At 63.0% G+C, this 16962-nt stretch carries 15 protein-coding genes, 2 tRNA genes and 1 pseudogene; 13 read left to right on the top strand and 5 right to left on the bottom strand.

The features are described 5' to 3' along the window. Positions 1–99: 99 nt before the first annotated feature. From FEV53_RS12965 to FEV53_RS12945, 5 genes are all read left to right on the top strand, one after another. Positions 100–3543, top strand: a complete 3444-nt coding sequence (locus tag FEV53_RS12965) for a pyruvate carboxylase (protein WP_142835248.1) — start codon at positions 100–102, stop codon at positions 3541–3543. Between the two features lie 166 nt (positions 3544–3709). Beyond that, positions 3710–3784: transfer RNA gene (locus FEV53_RS12960), tRNA-Gly, on the top strand. A 21-nt stretch (positions 3785–3805) separates the two neighbouring features. Continuing rightward, positions 3806–3880: transfer RNA gene (locus FEV53_RS12955), tRNA-Gly, on the top strand. A 123-nt stretch (positions 3881–4003) separates the two neighbouring features. Continuing rightward, positions 4004–4978: an ABC transporter substrate-binding protein gene (locus tag FEV53_RS12950; RefSeq protein WP_142835247.1), complete on the top strand. Its 975-nt coding sequence runs from the start codon at positions 4004–4006 to the stop codon at positions 4976–4978. Between the two features lie 151 nt (positions 4979–5129). Beyond that, positions 5130–5537, top strand: a complete 408-nt coding sequence (locus tag FEV53_RS12945; protein WP_142835246.1) for a YybH family protein — start codon at positions 5130–5132, stop codon at positions 5535–5537. Positions 5538–5546: 9 nt separating this feature from the next. Here the strand turns inward: FEV53_RS12945 and FEV53_RS12940 are convergent, their stop codons facing one another. Next, positions 5547–6053, bottom strand: a complete 507-nt coding sequence (locus FEV53_RS12940) for a lytic transglycosylase domain-containing protein (RefSeq protein WP_142835245.1) — start codon at positions 6051–6053, stop codon at positions 5547–5549. A gap of 81 nt (positions 6054–6134) precedes the next feature. Between FEV53_RS12940 and rimO the strand changes: the two genes are divergently transcribed. Both rimO and FEV53_RS12930 read left to right on the top strand, forming a co-directional pair. Then, positions 6135–7505 (top strand): 30S ribosomal protein S12 methylthiotransferase RimO, encoded by a 1371-nt coding sequence (gene rimO / locus FEV53_RS12935; protein ID WP_425465486.1) that lies wholly within the window; start codon positions 6135–6137, stop codon positions 7503–7505. Positions 7506–7584: 79 nt separating this feature from the next. Then, the gene (locus FEV53_RS12930) at positions 7585–8586 is read left to right on the top strand and encodes a LacI family DNA-binding transcriptional regulator (protein WP_142835244.1); all 1002 of its coding nucleotides are present in this window, start codon (positions 7585–7587) and stop codon (positions 8584–8586) included. A 6-nt stretch (positions 8587–8592) separates the two neighbouring features. On the opposite strand, the gene FEV53_RS12925 is transcribed toward FEV53_RS12930, so the two are convergent. Together FEV53_RS12925 and FEV53_RS12920 are read right to left on the bottom strand one after the other, a co-directional pair. Beyond that, positions 8593–9750 carry a Gfo/Idh/MocA family protein gene (locus FEV53_RS12925; protein WP_142835243.1) on the bottom strand — a complete coding sequence of 386 codons (1158 nt, stop codon included), beginning with the start codon at positions 9748–9750 and terminating at the stop codon, positions 8593–8595. Then, positions 9747–10655, bottom strand: coding sequence for a sugar phosphate isomerase/epimerase family protein (locus tag FEV53_RS12920; RefSeq protein ID WP_142835242.1), 909 nt, complete (start codon positions 10653–10655; stop codon positions 9747–9749). Before FEV53_RS12920 ends, FEV53_RS12925 begins: the two co-directional genes overlap by 4 nt. 114 nt (positions 10656–10769) lie before the next feature. Between FEV53_RS12920 and iolC the strand changes: the two genes are divergently transcribed. From iolC to rpe, 4 genes are all read left to right on the top strand, one after another. After that, positions 10770–11756 carry a 5-dehydro-2-deoxygluconokinase gene (iolC, locus tag FEV53_RS12915; RefSeq protein WP_142835241.1) on the top strand — a complete coding sequence of 329 codons (987 nt, stop codon included), beginning with the start codon at positions 10770–10772 and terminating at the stop codon, positions 11754–11756. Positions 11757–11771: 15 nt separating this feature from the next. Next, positions 11772–12614, top strand: coding sequence for a 5-deoxy-glucuronate isomerase (locus tag FEV53_RS12910; protein WP_142835240.1), 843 nt, complete (start codon positions 11772–11774; stop codon positions 12612–12614). Continuing rightward, complete coding sequence (locus FEV53_RS12905; protein WP_142835239.1) at positions 12611–13441, top strand: class II fructose-bisphosphate aldolase; 831 nt, start codon at positions 12611–12613, stop codon at positions 13439–13441. The genes FEV53_RS12910 and FEV53_RS12905 overlap by 4 nt, the downstream gene beginning before the upstream one ends. Before the next feature lie 80 nt (positions 13442–13521). Then, a complete protein-coding gene (rpe, locus tag FEV53_RS12900) occupies positions 13522–14190 on the top strand; it encodes a ribulose-phosphate 3-epimerase (RefSeq protein WP_142835238.1) in 669 nt (222 codons plus the stop codon). A 160-nt stretch (positions 14191–14350) separates the two neighbouring features. Here the strand turns inward: rpe and ald are convergent, their stop codons facing one another. Next, on the bottom strand, positions 14351–15463 hold the full coding sequence (gene ald / locus FEV53_RS12895) for an alanine dehydrogenase (RefSeq protein ID WP_142835237.1): 1113 nt from the start codon (positions 15461–15463) through the stop codon (positions 14351–14353). A gap of 138 nt (positions 15464–15601) precedes the next feature. On the opposite strand from ald, the gene FEV53_RS12890 reads away from it, so the two are divergent. Together FEV53_RS12890 and FEV53_RS12885 are read left to right on the top strand one after the other, a co-directional pair. Then, the gene (locus FEV53_RS12890; protein ID WP_142835278.1) at positions 15602–16060 is read left to right on the top strand and encodes an Lrp/AsnC family transcriptional regulator; all 459 of its coding nucleotides are present in this window, start codon (positions 15602–15604) and stop codon (positions 16058–16060) included. A gap of 78 nt (positions 16061–16138) precedes the next feature. Next, positions 16139–16424, top strand: a pseudogene (locus tag FEV53_RS12885) (transposase); the annotation flags it as partial. A gap of 123 nt (positions 16425–16547) precedes the next feature. On the opposite strand, the gene FEV53_RS12880 reads toward FEV53_RS12885, so the two are convergent. Continuing rightward, a partial coding sequence (locus FEV53_RS12880) for an IS5 family transposase (RefSeq protein ID WP_142835235.1) occupies positions 16548–16962 on the bottom strand: 415 nt, incomplete at its 5' end.

The following is a 16962-nucleotide window of genomic DNA, read 5'->3' as shown; positions in this document are numbered from 1 at the left end:
GAAATTTCGCTGAAATTAATGCCATTCGTTAGCGATAGCATTGCAGGTGCAGCATCTTCTTCGTAGGACAGTTGCGAAAGATAACTGCGCGGGGGCAAAATGACCGACTTCAAGAAGATCCTGATTGCCAATCGCGGTGAGATCGCCATCCGGGTGATGCGCGCCGCCAATGAGCTGGGGAAACGGACCGTTGCCGTCTATGCCGAGGAGGACAAGCTGTCGCTCCACCGCTTCAAGGCGGATGAGGCCTATCAGATCGGTCAGGGCCTCGGGCCCGTGGAGGCCTATCTCTCCATCGAAGAGGTGATCCGGGTGGCGCTCGAATGTGGTGCCGATGCGATCCATCCAGGCTATGGCCTTCTGTCCGAGAACCCCGGGTTTGTGGATGCGTGCACTGAGGCCGGGATCACCTTTATTGGACCCAAAGCCGAGACGATGCGGCAGCTGGGCGATAAGGCCAGCGCACGTCAGGTCGCCATCGCCGCCGGTGTGCCGGTTGTCCCCGCCTCTGACGTTCTGACCGACGACATGGAGGTCGCCCGGAAGGCCGCCGACGAGATCGGTTATCCGCTGATGCTCAAGGCCAGCTGGGGCGGCGGCGGGCGCGGGATGCGCCCGATCATGGGGCCGGACGAGCTGGAAGAAAAGGTGCTGGAGGGTCGGAGAGAGGCGATTTCGGCCTTCGGTAATGGCGAGGGCTATCTGGAGAAGATGATCCAGCGCGCGCGCCACGTGGAGGTCCAGATCCTCGGCGATAAGCAGGGCAATATCTACCACCTCTGGGAGCGGGATTGCTCGGTCCAGCGTCGTAACCAGAAGGTCGTCGAACGCGCCCCTGCCCCGTATCTCTCTGCAACGCAGCGTGAAAAGCTCTGCAATCTCGGCAAGAAGATCGCCGAGCACGTGGGCTATGAATGCGCCGGAACCATCGAATTCCTGATGGATATGGATTCGGGCGAGTTCTACTTCATCGAGGTGAACCCCCGTGTGCAGGTCGAACACACGGTGACCGAAGAGGTGACTGGCATCGACATCGTCCGCGCCCAAATCCTCATCGCCGAGGGCAAGGCGCTCAGCACCGCGACCGGCGTCGCCTCGCAATATGATGTGGAGCTGTCGGGCCACGCGATCCAGTGCCGCATCACCACCGAGGACCCGACCAACAACTTCATCCCCGATTACGGCCGCATCACCGCCTATCGCGGCGCCACCGGCATGGGCATCCGGCTCGATGGCGGGACCGCCTACTCCGGCGCAGTAGTTACGCGATTCTACGATTCCCTCCTGGAGAAAGTCACCGCGTGGGCGCCGACTCCAGAGGCCGCCATCAAGCGGATGGACCGCGCTTTGCGCGAATTCCGCATCCGGGGCGTGTCCACCAACCTCGATTTCGTCATCAACCTCCTGCGGCATCCGACATTCTTGTCGAACGAGTATCATACGAAGTTCATCGACCAGACGCCGGAGCTGTTCGACTTTACCCCCCGCCGGGACCGGGCAACCAAGGTGCTGAAATATATCGCCGACATTACGGTGAACGGGCATCCGGAAACGCAGGGCCGGGCTAAGCCGGCGGCGGACGTGAAACCGGCCATCGCGCCGCGAACGCCGGTCACGGCACCGCCCGATGGCACCCGGCAGATCCTAGAGCAGCAGGGCGCCGAGGCGGTGGCCCAGTGGATGCTCGACCAGCCGCACTTGCTGATCACCGACACCACCATGCGCGACGGGCACCAATCCCTTCTGGCCACGCGGATGCGCTCGATCGACATGATCCGCGTTGCCCCCGCCTATGCCCATAAGCTGCCGCAGCTCTTCTCGGTGGAATGTTGGGGCGGCGCGACCTTCGACGTGGCTTACCGGTTCCTGCAGGAATGCCCATGGCAGCGCCTGCGCGATCTGCGCGCCGCCATGCCGAATCTGATGACCCAGATGCTGCTGCGCGCCTCGAACGGGGTGGGCTACACGAACTATCCCGACAACGTGGTCGAGGGCTTTGTCCATCAGGCGGCGAAATCGGGCGTCGATGTGTTCCGCGTCTTCGACAGCCTGAACTGGGTCGAGAATATGCGCGTCGCTATGGATGCGGTGATCGAGACGGGCAAGGTCTGCGAAGGTACCATCTGCTATACCGGCGACATCCAGAACCCCGCGCGGGACAAGTACGACCTGCAATATTACGTCCAGATGGGCCATGACCTGAAAGCCGCGGGCGCTCATGTGCTGGGGGTCAAGGATATGGCCGGGCTGCTGAAACCAGCCGCTGCCCGGATCCTCTTCAAGGCCCTGAAAGAAGAGGTCGGCCTGCCGATCCATTATCACACCCACGACACGGCGGGCATTGCGTCGGCGACGATCATTGCCGCCGCCGAGGCAGGTGTGGATGCAGTGGACTGCGCCATGGATTCGCTCTCGGGCAACACCAGTCAGGCGACGCTCGGCACCGTGGTCGAGGCGCTGAAAGGCTCGAACCGCGACACGGGCCTTGATATCGAGGCGATCCGGGAGATCTCCAATTACTGGGAAGCCGTCCGCGCCCATTACGCCGCCTTCGAGAGCGGCCTTCAGGCCCCCGCCTCTGAGGTCTATCTCCACGAAATGCCCGGCGGCCAGTTCACCAACCTCAAGGCGCAGGCCCGCTCCATGGGGCTGGAGGAGCGCTGGCACGAGGTCGCCCACACCTATGCCGAGGTGAACCAGATGTTCGGCGACATCGTAAAGGTCACCCCCTCGTCGAAGGTCGTCGGGGACATGGCGCTGATGATGGTGGCCCAGGGGCTGACGCGCGCGCAGGTCGAGGATCCTTCGTTGGATGTGAGCTTCCCCGAGTCGGTGGTGGAGATGATGCACGGCTCTCTTGGGCAGCCCCCCGGCGGCTGGCCCGAGGCGCTTCAGACCAAGATCCTGAAGGGGGAGACCCCCATCACTGACCGCCCGGGCAAGCACCTGCCCCCTGTAGATCTGGAAGCAGCGCGCAAGGAAGCCTCGGCGAAGTGCGGCGGCGTCGAGATCGACGACGAAGACCTGTTCGGCTATCTGATGTATCCCAAGGTCTTCATCGATTACCGCACCCGGCACGAGGATTACGGCCCCGTGCGGACCCTGCCGACGCAGACGTTCTTTTACGGGATGAAACCGGGCGAGGAGATCTCGGCCGAGATCGATCCGGGCAAGACGCTGGAGGTCCGCTGCCAGGCCATCGGCGATACGCGAGACGACGGGCAGGTGCGGGTGTTCTTTGAACTGAACGGCCAACCACGCGTCTCGATCGTGCCGAACCGGACAGAGGGCGGCGCCGCGGCGATCCGTCCCAAAGCGGAGCCAGGCAACGCGAACCATGTGGGCGCTCCGATGCCGGGAATCGTTGCCTCCATCGCCGTGGAACCCGGCAAGGAGGTCAAGCGAGGCGATCTGCTCCTGACCGTCGAGGCGATGAAGATGGAGACGGGTCTCTATGCCGAACGGGACGCCACAGTGAAGGCTGTCCATGTGTCTGTCGGCAGTCAGATCGACGCCAAAGACCTGTTGGTCGAACTCGCATGAACGGAACGGGCGGGGCCGAGTTTTCTACAAAAATTCGCGCTCCGCTCCATCGTTACGCGGGAAAATATGATGGCAGCTTCGGGGAATGAATTTTCGCAGAAAATTCGCACGCGCTCTCTTGCATCCCCCCGAGAGCTTGTCTAAACGCGCCTCATCCGATGGCAGCGCGGGCGTAGCTCAGGGGTAGAGCATTACCTTGCCAAGGTAAGGGTCGTGAGTTCGAATCTCATCGCCCGCTCCATCGGGATGACATAGCTGACGGGCGGGCGTAGCTCAGGGGTAGAGCATTACCTTGCCAAGGTAAGGGTCGTGAGTTCGAATCTCATCGCCCGCTCCATCAGCCAACATCTCCCACAGTTTCGAAAAAATGACAGATCGAGTGATAGATTTTGTTGCTCGCGCGCTGGAGCGCGCTGCGCATCGGGCTACGTCTTCAATCGGAATTCAACCGAGGGATCTCATGCTTTTGAAACCGACTTTCGCCGCCACCGCTGCGCTGATGATCTGGACAACTCCGCTGCTGGCCGAGGACATGCCGTCGCTGCGCATTTCCCTGCTCGAATCGGGCACGGTGAACTGGGAAATCACCACGATCACCGAGAACGAACTGGACGCCCAGAACGGCTTCGATCTCGAAGTCTCGAAGCGTCCGCGCGGCGAGGACAGCGATGCCGCGCTGGAGAATGGCGATACCGATATCATCGTCTCTGATTGGCTCTGGGTCGCACGGCAACGCGCGGCAGGTCATGACTTTGTGTTCATCCCCTATTCCAAGGCCATCGGCGGCGTGGTCGTCCCCGCCGACAGCGAGGCCGAAGACATCACCGATCTGGCCGATGGTAAAATCGGCATTGCCGGCGGCGAGTTGGACAAGAGCTGGTTGCTCCTTCAGGCCTACGCTCAAAAAGAATTCGGCATGGATCTGGTCGGCCAGACCCAGCAGGTCTACGGCTCACCGCCGGAAATTCTGGAGCAAGCCCTCGCGGGTGACCTCGACGGCGCGATCAACTACTGGCACTTCCTCGCCCGCATGGTCGCAGACGGGCAGAAGGTCCTGATCGACGTTGCCACCGCCGCAGAGGCGCTGGGGCTCGACCCCGACATGCCCTATCTCGGCTACGTGCTGCGCGAGGAGACCGTTGAAAAGCATCCCGACGCTGTCAAAGGCCTGATCGCCGCGAGCCGCGCCGCCAAGGATATGCTGGCCAATGATGACGCCGCGTGGGAGCCCCTGCGCCCGTTGATGAACGCCGCCGATGATGCGGAGTTCGAGACCCTGATCGAAGGGTTCCGTCTGGGCATTCCAGAAACGCTGGAGGTGGATCTCGACTCGGCTGACAAGACCCTGAAGCTCATGCGGGACCTGGGCGGCGAGGCGCTGGTGGGCAAAGCAACCGAACTGCCCGAAGGCATGTTCTATATGCCCGAGATGTAAGGGTACCTTTCAGACCAAGGGGGGCGGACTGGGGGTACTACACGTTTCAGGCTGTCCTCCATGCCCGCCCCCAACCGGCGCGCGGAACCTTTGTTCCGCCGCCATTCTGGCAACTCGGGCGCGAAAATTTTCAGGCGAACAGGAGCTGTGAATGCAATCCGATCTGGAAACGGAAGTCGCCGAGTTTTACGCGACCTATTTGCAGCGCTGGAACGGGCGTGACTTTGCGGGAGTGGCAGACTGCTACACCGAGCCGGCCTTTTTCGTGCAACCTGATGGTGATGCTGTCCTGAGCAACCGGCAGGTGTTCACCGCATTCCTCGAGTCCCTATTCGCGAAGCTGGAAGCAGACGGCTATAGCCATAGCGAGATCGGCGAGATGACGGTCACGCGCTGCAACGACAATCTGGCTATTCTTGACGTCCGGGACGTCCGACGCTTGCAAAAAGACGGCACTCCGGTCGATGTGATGGACGCTCACTACGTTTTGCGCCGGATCGACGGGCAGTGGAAATTCGCAACCGTGGTCGCATGCGCGCCGGGCTGGCGGGACGCCTGATCGCTCTGCTCAGCGACAGTGCCGGGCGGTTTCGCGGTCGTTGAGACCCGTCTCGACCAGCCGGCACTGCTTCTTGGCCTCGTAGTAATAGCCGCGCGCGTACCAGCCCACAGCATCCGCCTCGTCCCCGCCCGAGACCAGCCACGCCCCGCGCAGATACTTCACCGCGTATGTCAGGTTGGTCTCTGCATCCAGAAGATCAGAAGGTCGGCCCCGAAAGCCCATGGTTTGCGCAGTCTGGGGCAGGATCTGCATCAGCCCATAATACGGCCCATTTCGCGCCTCGGGACGATAGTCGCTTTCGCGCTGGATAACGCGGTGCACAAGGCTGCGCGGCACGCCATAGCGATCTGCATACTCGTTCACGAGCACCCTCATCTGCGGGGTCTCACCGGGATACAAGCCGCGCGAGACGTCGCCGCTGGCCGGTGAAGGTTCCGCGGTGTTGCGGGGTGCATCGCTGCCGCCAGACCCGCAGGCTTGCAGCACAAGAAGGAGGATCAGAACGTGTCTCATGCCCGCAGACTTCCGCAACACCGCAAGCGCGCGCAAGCACCGATGCCTTGCGTGGCGAAAAAACAAGCGTATATCCGCCCAATGTCCACGAACCCGCCAGATCTCCGCCCCGACCGCGCTCAGGCGCAGCTTGTGACCTCCTCTGACCGCCGGGAGGGACAGCCCTCGATCGGTATGGTCTCCCTCGGCTGCCCCAAGGCGCTGGTGGACAGCGAGCGCATCCTGACCCGTCTGCGCGCCGAGGGCTACGACATCTCGGCCAGCTATGACGGCGCCGATGCAGTGATCGTGAACACCTGCGGTTTCCTCGACTCGGCCAAGGCCGAGAGTCTTGAGGCCATCGGCGAAGCTCTTCAGGAGAACGGCAAGGTCATCGTCACCGGCTGTCTCGGGGCCGAGCCCGATTATATCACCGGCGCGCATCCGAAGGTTCTCGCCGTCACCGGCCCGCATCAATACGAACAGGTGCTTGATGCGGTCCACGCCGCCGTGCCGCCGGATCCCGACCCCTTCGTGGACCTTTTGCCCGCACGCGGGATCAGCCTGACGCCCCGCCATTACAGCTATCTGAAGATCTCCGAGGGCTGTAACCATAAGTGCAAATTCTGCATCATCCCCGACATGCGCGGCCGCCTCGCCTCACGACCCCACGCGGCGGTGATGCGGGAGGCAGAGCGGCTGGTCGGCGCGGGCGTGCGGGAACTGTTGGTCATCAGCCAGGACACCTCTGCCTTTGGCACCGACTGGAAGGACCGCGAGGCGAAGGCACCGATCCTCGATCTGGCCCGCGACCTTGGCACGCTCGGCGCGTGGGTGCGGCTGCACTACGTCTACCCCTACCCCCACGTGCGCGAGCTGATCCCGATGATGGCCGATCCGTCCTCTGGGCTCCTGCCCTATCTTGATATCCCGTTCCAGCACGCCCACCCGGACGTCCTGAAGCGTATGGCCCGCCCCGCCGCCAGCGCCCGGACGCTGGACGAAATCGCCGCATGGCGCGCGGATTGCCCGGATCTGACCCTGCGCTCGACCTTCATCGTCGGCTATCCCGGCGAGACCGAAGCAGAGTTCCAATACCTGCTCGACTGGATGGACGAGGCTCAGCTCGACCGGGTCGGGTGCTTTCAGTACGAAAACGTGGACGGTGCGCGCTCGAATGCCCTGCCTGACCATGTCGCGCCGGAGCTGAAGCAGGAGCGCTGGGAGCGGTTCATGGAGAAAGCACAAGCGATCTCCGAGGCGAAACTGGAGGCGAAGGTCGGCCAGCGCATGACCGTTCTGGTGGACGAGGTGGACGACGAAGCCGCCACCTGTCGCACCACCGCCGACGCGCCCGAAATCGATGGCCACCTCTATATCGACGAAGATTATGACGGGCTGAGCCCCGGCGATTTCGTCGAAGTCGAGGTGGATGAGGCCGGCGAATACGATCTCTGGGGCCACCGGGTCTGAGACGCTTTGCAACCAGTTGCAAAAGCCCGGCCAAAGGGGGATAGTCCGCGCGATTGACCCCCAAGGAGGATGCCAGCCCGTGCGTGTGACCCTGAAGGATGTCGCCCGGGCGGCGGGCGTGTCGAGCTCGGCGGTGTCGCGAACGTTCACCCCCGGAGCCTCCGTCTCCCCCGCCATGCGCCAGCGGGTCGAAGCGGCGGCGGCAGAGCTGGGCTACAGCCCCAACGCGCTGGCGAGCAGCCTGACCACCGGCCAGACGCGGATGATCGGCCTCGTGGCCAACAACTTTCATAACCCGATCTTTCTGGAAGTGTTCGACCTCTTTACCAGAGGCTTGCAGGATCGCGGCTATCGGCCCCTGTTGGTGAATCTCACCGACGAGACCCGTCCAGACAGCTCGGTCCAGCTTCTGCGTCAATACTCCGTTGACGGGGTGATCGTGGCCTCCTCCACCCTGCCCCCCGATTTCGCCCGCGCTTTCGCCGAGGCGGGCATCCCCGTGGTGCACAGCTTTGGCCGCGCAACTGACGCGCCACCAGTCCACGTGGTCGGCATCGACAACGTCGAATGCGGTCGGATGGCCGCGCGGGAGTTGCTGGCCCGGGGCTACCGCCGGGTTGGCTTTCTGGGCGGGCCGGAAAGCGCCACATCAACGCGGGATCGTTTGCAAGGTTTCGCCGGTGAACTCGCAGGCCACGACGGTGTGACCCTCAGCCAGAGCTTTGCCGAGGCCTATAGTTTTGCCGCCGGTCGGGCGGAGATGCAGCGCCTGCTGCAAGACACCCCGGCCGAGGTCTATTTTTGCGGGGATGACGTGCTGTCGATCGGGGCGCTCAGCGCAGTGACAGACTCGGGGCTGTCCGTGCCCGGGGATATCGGGCTGATCGGGCTGAATGATATGGAAATGGCGGGCTGGCAGAATATCGGTCTGACAACAATCCGCCAGCCCATCGCCGAGATCATTCAGGCCTCGCTGAGCCTGATGGTTGGGATGCTGGAGGGCGAGGTCACCGCGCCCGATTGCCGGCTCTTTCCCTGCGACGTGGTGGAGCGGGCGACCCTGCGCCCGCGCCTGTCCTAGGCGGATCTAGCGGAACATCGGCGGGCGGGCGTCGAGCCACGCGCCGTCTTCCTTGCCCGATTGCGCCACGGCAAACACAGCCGCCATGGAGCGCAAGCCATCCTCGGCCCGGGGGTAGAGATCAGCGGCGGGATCCATCTCGCGGCCGTCCTTGCGCGCCCGGATCGCCTCGGCCAGATCGCTGTAGATATTGGCAAAGGCCAGCGGCATCCCCTCGGCATGGCCGATGGTGACGCGGGTCGAGCGGTCCGCTTCGGGCGACAGGTTCGCCTCGCCCCGCTCGATCACCTGCAAGCGCTCGCCCAGAGGCATCCAGTAGAGCTGGTTCGGATGCTCCTGCGCCCAGCGCAAACCGCCTTTTTCACCAAAGACCTGTATCGTCAGACCGTGCTGCCGCCCGATAGCCACCGAAGACGTCCAGAGCCGCCCCACAGCCCCGCCATCCATACGGAAATTCACCATCGCATCATCTTCGAGCTCACGGCTCTCGATGCAGGAGACCGTGTCCGCCGAGAGGCGCGTGACCTCCTGACCGGTGACAAAGCTCGCCATATGCAGCGCATGGATACCGCAATCGGCAAATTGCGCCGAGACCCCTGCCTGCGCCGGGTCATAGCGCCAGCGCACGCGCGGGTTATCGGCGTCGGCGGCGTCGGCATGATGACCATGGGCGAACTCGGCCTTCACCAGCCGGACCTTGCCCAGATCGCCGCGGGCGACCATGGCGCGCATGTGCCGCACCAGTGAATAGCCCGTATAGCCGTAATTCACCGCGCAGATCCGGCCCGTGTCGCGGGTGATCCGAACGATCTCTTCGCCCTCTTCGACGGTCATGGTCATCGGTTTTTCACAGAGTACGTGAAAGCCTGCCTTGAGGAACTCCCGCGTGATCTCGAAATGCGTCGCATTGGGCGTGGCGACAGTGACCAGATCGACACGATCTTCGCGGCTTCGCTCGCCCTCCAGCATCTCCTGCCAGTTGCCATAGGCGCGATCGCCGGCCAGACCCAGCCGCTGACCATAGGCGCGGCCTTCCTTGGGCCGGTGATCAAGCGCACCGGCGGCGAACTCAAACGCCCCGTCGAGACCCGCGCCCAGACGGTGCGCCGGACCGATCTGGCTGCCTTCGCCGCCACCGATCATGCCCCATTGCAGCTTCATCATGCCTGATCTCCCCGCTCGAAACCGACGCTCTCCAGATAGTCGCGATTGGCGCGCGCATCCTCTATCGGACTGCCCGGCAGGGTCGGATCGCAATCCTGCTCGACCGTGCACCAGCCTTTGAAACCCGCATCCAGAAGCACCTGACGGACTGCGGGAAAATCCACATCTCCCTGACCGAGATTGCAGAAAATTCCCTGCCCGCAGGCATCGTAAAACCCGGTGCGCTCGGCGATCACCTGTTCTTTGATCTTCGGATCGATATCCTTGAAGTGCATGTAGGAAATCCGGCCCACATGGCGCTTCATGAAGGCCACAGGATCGAAGCCCGCATAGGAGTGGTGGCCGGTGTCAAAGCAGATCTTCAGAAGCCGCTCATCCACCTCATCCAGCAGCCGTTCCAGCTCGGGCTCGAAGTCGATGAATCCTGCTGCATGGGCGTGGATCGAGGCGATCAACCCGTATTCTTCCACCGCGATCCGCGCGGCCTCGGCGATGCGGTCGCGAAATGCGGTCCACTCGGCGGCGTCCATCTGCTCGGCCTCATCGGCGCGACCTGCGGTGGGTGCGCGGCGGGGGGAGATCGAATCGATCAGCACCAGATGGCTGGCCCCATGGCTCCGCAGCGCGCGGCAGGTGCGGTGGGTGCCGTCCAGAACGTCATCCCAAGCTTCGGGATCGTGGAACGGGCGGAACACCACGCCACCGATCAACTCCAGCTCATGCTCGGCCAGAGCCTCACCCAGCACCGCCGGATCTTCGGGCATGTAGCCCACTGGTCCCAGCTCGATTCCGCGATAGCCGGCCCCGGCACATTCCGCGAGAACCGTCCGCCAGTCGGGGTTTCTCGGGTCATTCGCGAACTCCACACCCCATGAACAGGGTGCATTCCCAATTCTGATCGTCACCAAGCTTCTCCCCTCAGATCTCAGGTCGCCGGACTTTTTGTTTGCAACCGGTTGCAAACTTTCTATCCTGTGCCAGATCACCGCGCAAGCGACAACCCGCAGGGAGGCAGCATAATGACAGGTCTGATGGAGGGCATCCGCGAAAACAACTTTGTCGTTTTTGGGCGGGCCGGAATGGACATGTATGCCGACCCTCCGGGCACCGCCGCCGATCACGCGGAGAGTTTCCGGGCGGATCTCGGCGGCTCCTCGGCCAATATCTGCGCGGGCCTGTGCAAGCTCGGCGGGCGTTCGGCGCTGGTCACCTCGGTTTCTGACGACGCGGTAGGGCGATTCTGCGTCAACCGGCTGGAGCATTACGGTGTCGATACCCGCTATATTCGCGCGCTCGGCGGCGAATACCGCACCTCGCTCGCGGTCTATGAGAGCAAGATAGAGGATTTCCAGCTGGTGATCTACCGCAACAACGCGGTGGATTTTCAGGTAACCGAAGACGACGTGGACCGGGTCGACTATGCCGCTTATGGGGCGGTGATCACCGCGGGTACGGTCTTTGCCGCGGAGCCCTCGCGCGGCGCCACCTTCCGCGCGTTCGACAACATGAAAGCGGCAGGCAAGCCGGTGATTTTCGACATCGACTACCGCCCCTATTCCTGGCCCTCTGCCGAGGTCGCCGCAGATGTGCTGACCCGCGCGGGCGAGGCCAGCGATCTGATCGTCGGCAATGACGAGGAGTTCGGCTTCATGGCGGGCGGCATCGACAAGGGGCTGGCCAAGGCGCAGGCCCTCGCCGAGACGGCAGGCCGGATGGTCATCTACAAGATGGGCGAAAAAGGCGCCGTGACCTTCTATGACGGGCAGGAGATCCACACCGGCATCTACCCCGTCACGCCGGTGAAGCCGAACGGCGCGGGCGACAGCTTTATCTCCGGGCTGCTGGCCGGGATCGCCGAGGGGCGCGAGTTACGCGACGCGATCCTGCGCGGCTCGGCCTGTGCCTCCATCGTCGTCTCGCAACCGGGCTGCGCGCCCTCCATGCCCACAACCGCCCAACTCGATCAATTCCTCGCCGACCACCCCGGTCCGGTGAGCGCCCTGTGACAAGAGGTTCCGACCATGCATATCCCCCCCTATGACAACCAGAACGCCGCCATCGTCGATGCCGATGATGCACGGGTGCCGCTGAATTACTTTAATATCGTGAAACTTACGAAGGGTCAGGCGTTTGACTATCAGGTGCCGGGCTATGAGACCTGCATCGTGCCCGCCACCGGCACCGTGGATGTGGCGGTCGAGGGCGTGTCCTTTTCCAGCCTGGGCAATCGCGGCGTCGATGTGTGGGATGGCGAGCCCGAGGGCGTCTACATCCCCTCCGGCGCCAAGGCGCGGATGGTCTGTGTCAGCGACGCCGCCGAAGTCTTCGTGGCCGGGGCGAAATATGACACCGTGCTGGAGCCGTTCGACGTGCGCGCCGATGGCATCGATCTGGTGCAGTACGGCTCCGACGACACGAAAACCCACCGCAAGATCAAACACATCCTCGGTCAGAAACAGCATGACAAGGTGGGCCGCCTATTGGTTTCCGAACTGTATACCGTCGGTCAGGGCGGCTGGTCGGGCTTTCCGTCGCATAAACACGACACCGACCGCCTGCCCGACGAGACGCGCCATGACGAGACCTATAATTTCCGCTTTCGGCCCAATCACGGCTCCGGGCTGCAAATGCTCCAGCGCGAGGATAACAGGCCCGGCGACGCCTATCACATCGTCGATGGCTCCACGATTGTGATCGATAACGGCTACCATCCCTGCTGCGTACTGCCGGGCTATGAGATGTATTACTTCACCATTCTGGGCGGCCTGTCGCAGCGTTCGCTGGTGCAGTATTTTCAGCCGACCCACGCCTATCAGGTGGAAACGATCCCCGGGATCAAGGACATGGTGGCCAAGTTCAAATGACACTCGCAACCCTCTCCGATGTGCTGCAACCGGCCCTGAGCGGGGGCTATGCCGTGGGCGGTCTGGTGACGCTGGGCTGGGAAGACATGCGCGCCTATGTGGCCGCCGCCGAGGCGGAGGGGGTGCCGGTGATCCTTCAGGCTGGTCCCTCCTGCCGCAAGCACACGCCCTTGCCGGTTCTGGGCAAGATGTTCCGTCATCTGGCCGAGGGCGCCAGCGTCCCGGTGGTCGCCCATCTCGATCACGGCTACAGCTTCGACGAGTGCCAAGAGGCGCTCGATAGCGGGTTCACCTCGCTGATGTTCGACGGCTCGCAAAAGCCTCTGTCCCAGAACATCGACGAGACCGCCCGCATCGCAGAACTGGCCCACAGCGCCGGGATATCGTGCGAAGGTGAGATCGGCTTTGTCGGCTATTCCGGCGGCGCTGAATCGGCCGGGACGGATCCCGAGGAAGCCGCGCGATTCGCCCGGGAGACCGGGGTAGACGCCATGGCCGTCTCGGTGGGCAATGTGCATCTGCAACAGGAGCGGTCGGAGGGGCTTGATGAGGCGCGCATCCGCGCCATCGAGGCGGTGACCGACGTGCCGCTGGTCATTCATGGCGGCTCCGGCGTGCCCGACGCGCAGCGCACGATGCTCGCCCGCAGTTCGAAGATCTGCAAATTCAACATCGGCACTGAGCTCCGCATGGCCTTTGGCCACGCCCTGCGCGACGCCGTGGCCCGCGACCCGGACCGCTTTGACCGGGTGCAGATCCTGTCGGAAACCCACGATCCCCTGGTCGAGGCCACGCGGCGCGTGCTGCGCGGCTTCAAATCCGCCTGACCCGTCGAAGCGATTGACCTGCGGCCCGCCCTGCTCCATGGCACGGGCGGACCCACGCGCTGACACGGAAAGGCTGCCCCATGGACCGTTCGATCAAGATCGCCCCGTCGATTCTCTCCGCCGATTTCGCCAATTTTGGTGCAGAGATCCGCGCCATTGAGGATCAGGGCGCCGACTGGGTGCATGTGGATGTGATGGACGGGCATTTTGTCCCGAATTTGACCTTCGGCCCGATGGCGGTCAAAGCCTTCCGCCCCCATGTGAAAACCGTCATGGACGTGCACCTGATGATCGCGCCCGTGGACCCCTATATCGACGCCTATGCCGAGGCCGGCGCGGACGTCCTGACCGCCCACGTGGAGGCCGGACCCCATATCCACCGGACCCTGCAAGCGATTCGTGCGGCTGGCATGAAGGCCGGTGTCGCCCTGAACCCCGGCACCCCTGCAGAGGCCGTCGCGCATCTTCTGGACCTCACCGACCTGATCTGCGTGATGACGGTGAACCCGGGTTTTGGCGGGCAGAAGTTCCTCGACATGACCGCAAAGATCCGCACCCTGCGCCAGATGATCGGCGACCGCCCGGTGCATATCGAGATCGACGGCGGCGTGGACCCCACCACGGCGCCCCTCGTTGTAGAGGCCGGTGCAGATGTGCTGGTCGCAGGTTCCGCCGTGTTCCGGGGCGGGTCAGTGGATCAGCCGGAGATCTACGGCCAGAACATGGCCGCGATCCGCGCCGCGATCTGACGAAAAGGGCCCCTCGCACCGCGAGAGGCCAGTTTTAAATTGAAGGGGGCGGACACCAGCCCGTCCCGCTTCGCAGCCGTCGTTGCGACGGCAACGCCCCCATCCATCAAGCCAGTGGCTTATCTTCGGACGATGAAGGGGGCGTTTTCCTGAAACTCGATCAGAGGACCGCAGACGGCTCCACCGCGTCGCGGTTCTGCGCCTCACCGACGGGCAGGTTCGTCAGCTGACCCGCATGAACGTTCAGGCCCGCAGCCAGATGGGGGTCGTCCTGACAGGCTTTCTTCCAGCCCTTATCGGCCAGCGCCAGCATGAACGGCATGGTCGCGTTGCTCAGGGCCTGGGTCGAGGTACGCGGCACGGCCCCGGGCATGTTGGCCACGCAGTAATGCATGATGCCATCCACCTCGAAGCTCGGATCCTGATGGGTCGTGGCTTTCGACGTCTCAAAGCAACCGCCTTGATCGATGGCCACGTCAACGAGCACTGCGCCGGGCTGCATGTCCGAGAGCTGTGCGCGGCTGATGAGCTTGGGCGCGGAGGCGCCGGGGACCAGCACCGCGCCGATCACCATATCGGCCTCGGCCACCATCTCGGCGGTGTAGGTCTTCGACGCGTAGCCGGTCTTGAACTGGCCTCCGAACACATCGTCGAGGTAGCGCAGACGCGGCAGGGAGCGGTCGAGCACCGTCACGTCGGCGCCCATCCCGGCGGCGATCCGCGCCGCATTGGTTCCGACGACACCACCGCCGATCACCACCACATGGGCCGGGAACACACCGGGCACGCCGCCCATGAGTACACCGCGGCCGCCATTGGCCTTTTGCAACGTATAGGCGCCCATCTGCGGCGCAAGACGACCCGCGACCTCGGACATGGGGGCCAGCAGGGGCAGGCCGCCGGAGCGATCGGTGACGGTCTCGTAGGCGATGCAGGTGGCACCCGAGGCCAGCAGGTCCTCGGTCTGGGGTACATCGGGGGCAAGGTGAAGATAGGTGAACAGGAGCTGACCCTCGCGCAGCATCTTGCGCTCGACAGCCTGCGGCTCCTTGACCTTCACCACCATATCGGCGGCGGCAAAAATCTCATCGGCGGTATCAACTATCCCGGCACCGGCGTTGCGGTAATCGTCATCCGTAAAGCCCGCGCCATCGCCTGCGCCTTGCTGAACGATGACCTCGTGGCCGTGGGCGACCGCTTCGGCGGCGGCCGGGGGGGTCAGGCCAACCCGGAATTCCTGTGCTTTGATTTCTGTCGGGCAACCGATTTTCATTTGGGGATCCTCCACTGGTGTTGACGCCGTTATAGCAAAGGCCTGTGACAAGAGCTTTGCAAAGGTCTTGCGGATTTGACGCTGGTGATGAATGATCGTCGACAATAATTTTATTTATTCGAAGGATCTTGCAAAATGTTGAGCCTTGACGAGACAGATCTTCGAATCCTCCGGCAGCTTCAGAGGAGCGGGAGACTCACCAACGCGGAACTGTCGGAGCAGGTCAGCCTCAGCCCCTCCGCCTGCCATCGCCGCGTCGCGCGGCTGGAGCGGGAGGGGGCGATTTCGAGCTACGTGGCGCTGCTCGACCGGGCGGCTCTGGGGCGAAAGACAACGGTCTTTGTCGAGATCACACTGGCAGGTCAGTCAGATGAAGTGCTCGAATCCTTCGAGGCCGCCGTGCGCCGGATCCCCGAGGTACAGGAATGTTACCTGATGGCCGGAACGGCGGATTATCTGCTGAAGGTCGTGGTGCGCGACAGCGAAGATTTCGGTAACCTTCATCGCAGCAAACTCGCCCGCCTGCCGGGCGTCGCGCAGATGCAGTCGAGCTTCGCTCTCAAGCGCGTGCGGGAAACAACCGAACTGCCACTTTAGCTTTTGAACTGACCGAGCTTTGTTGCACAAATGGGGTGTGGGTTTCTTCTGTTGAGTCGAGCGTGGCAGCTGACTTGTATGAGCAGTTGGTCGCCTACAAGATACAAGACCCGAAACTGGGCTTTGTACAGTTGGCCATCGATGCTCAATTGGGTTGATCACAATGGCCGACGCGCAAAAGCTGCGCGGTTGTCTATCGATCTGGTTTGATCCTAGGATGCTATGGCGTGGTGCTCCGATGGGGAGGCGCGGGTGGCAGCGCGAGTTCAGGGACACAGCGATCCAAGTTTGTCTCATGATGAAGGTGCTTTTCGGTATACTGTTTCGTCAAACAACAGGCTTTGTCGAAAGCTTTTCGCGGCTGCCAAGGTAATCTCCCCCGTTTCAATGGGGTCCAGTCGTAGGGTTTAGACAGCTGTTTTCAGTTTTATGGGGCGCTGTTGCACAAATCGGGGTCTGAGCGCGGTTCCCCTTTCCCCGGACGGACCTATCTTACGGCTACAGTCATGGGTGCGCCGAGCGCGGTGTAGCCGTTCAGCACGGCGATACGAACTTGCAGACCGGCGACCTGGCGGTCGAAGTCTCGGGCCATGAGGGATTGGCCGAGCAGCTTGATGCAGTTCATCTTGCTCTCGACCCGGCTCCGGCGGTGGTAGCCAGACCATCGTCGCCAGATGGCACGACCCAAATATTTGGACGCGCGCAGTGCCTCATTGCGGGCAATGGCTCCGGGGCTCGTTGGTTTCCAAGGCTTGGCGTTCTTGCGGGGCGGGATGATCGCAGCGGCACAACGGGCAGCGATTGCCTCGTGGCACTTGCGTGTGTCGTAGGCGCCATCTGCCGTCACGGAACCGATCTCTTCGTCAGACGGGATTTGGTCCAGGAGATCTGGCAGGATGGGC

The sequence above is a fragment of the Palleronia caenipelagi genome (genome assembly GCF_007004065.1).
GTDB classification, from domain to species: Bacteria; Pseudomonadota; Alphaproteobacteria; order Rhodobacterales; family Rhodobacteraceae; genus Palleronia; species Palleronia caenipelagi.
The sequence above is the reverse complement of the archived record's forward strand: the minus strand, read 5'-3'. Positions and strand labels throughout refer to the sequence as shown.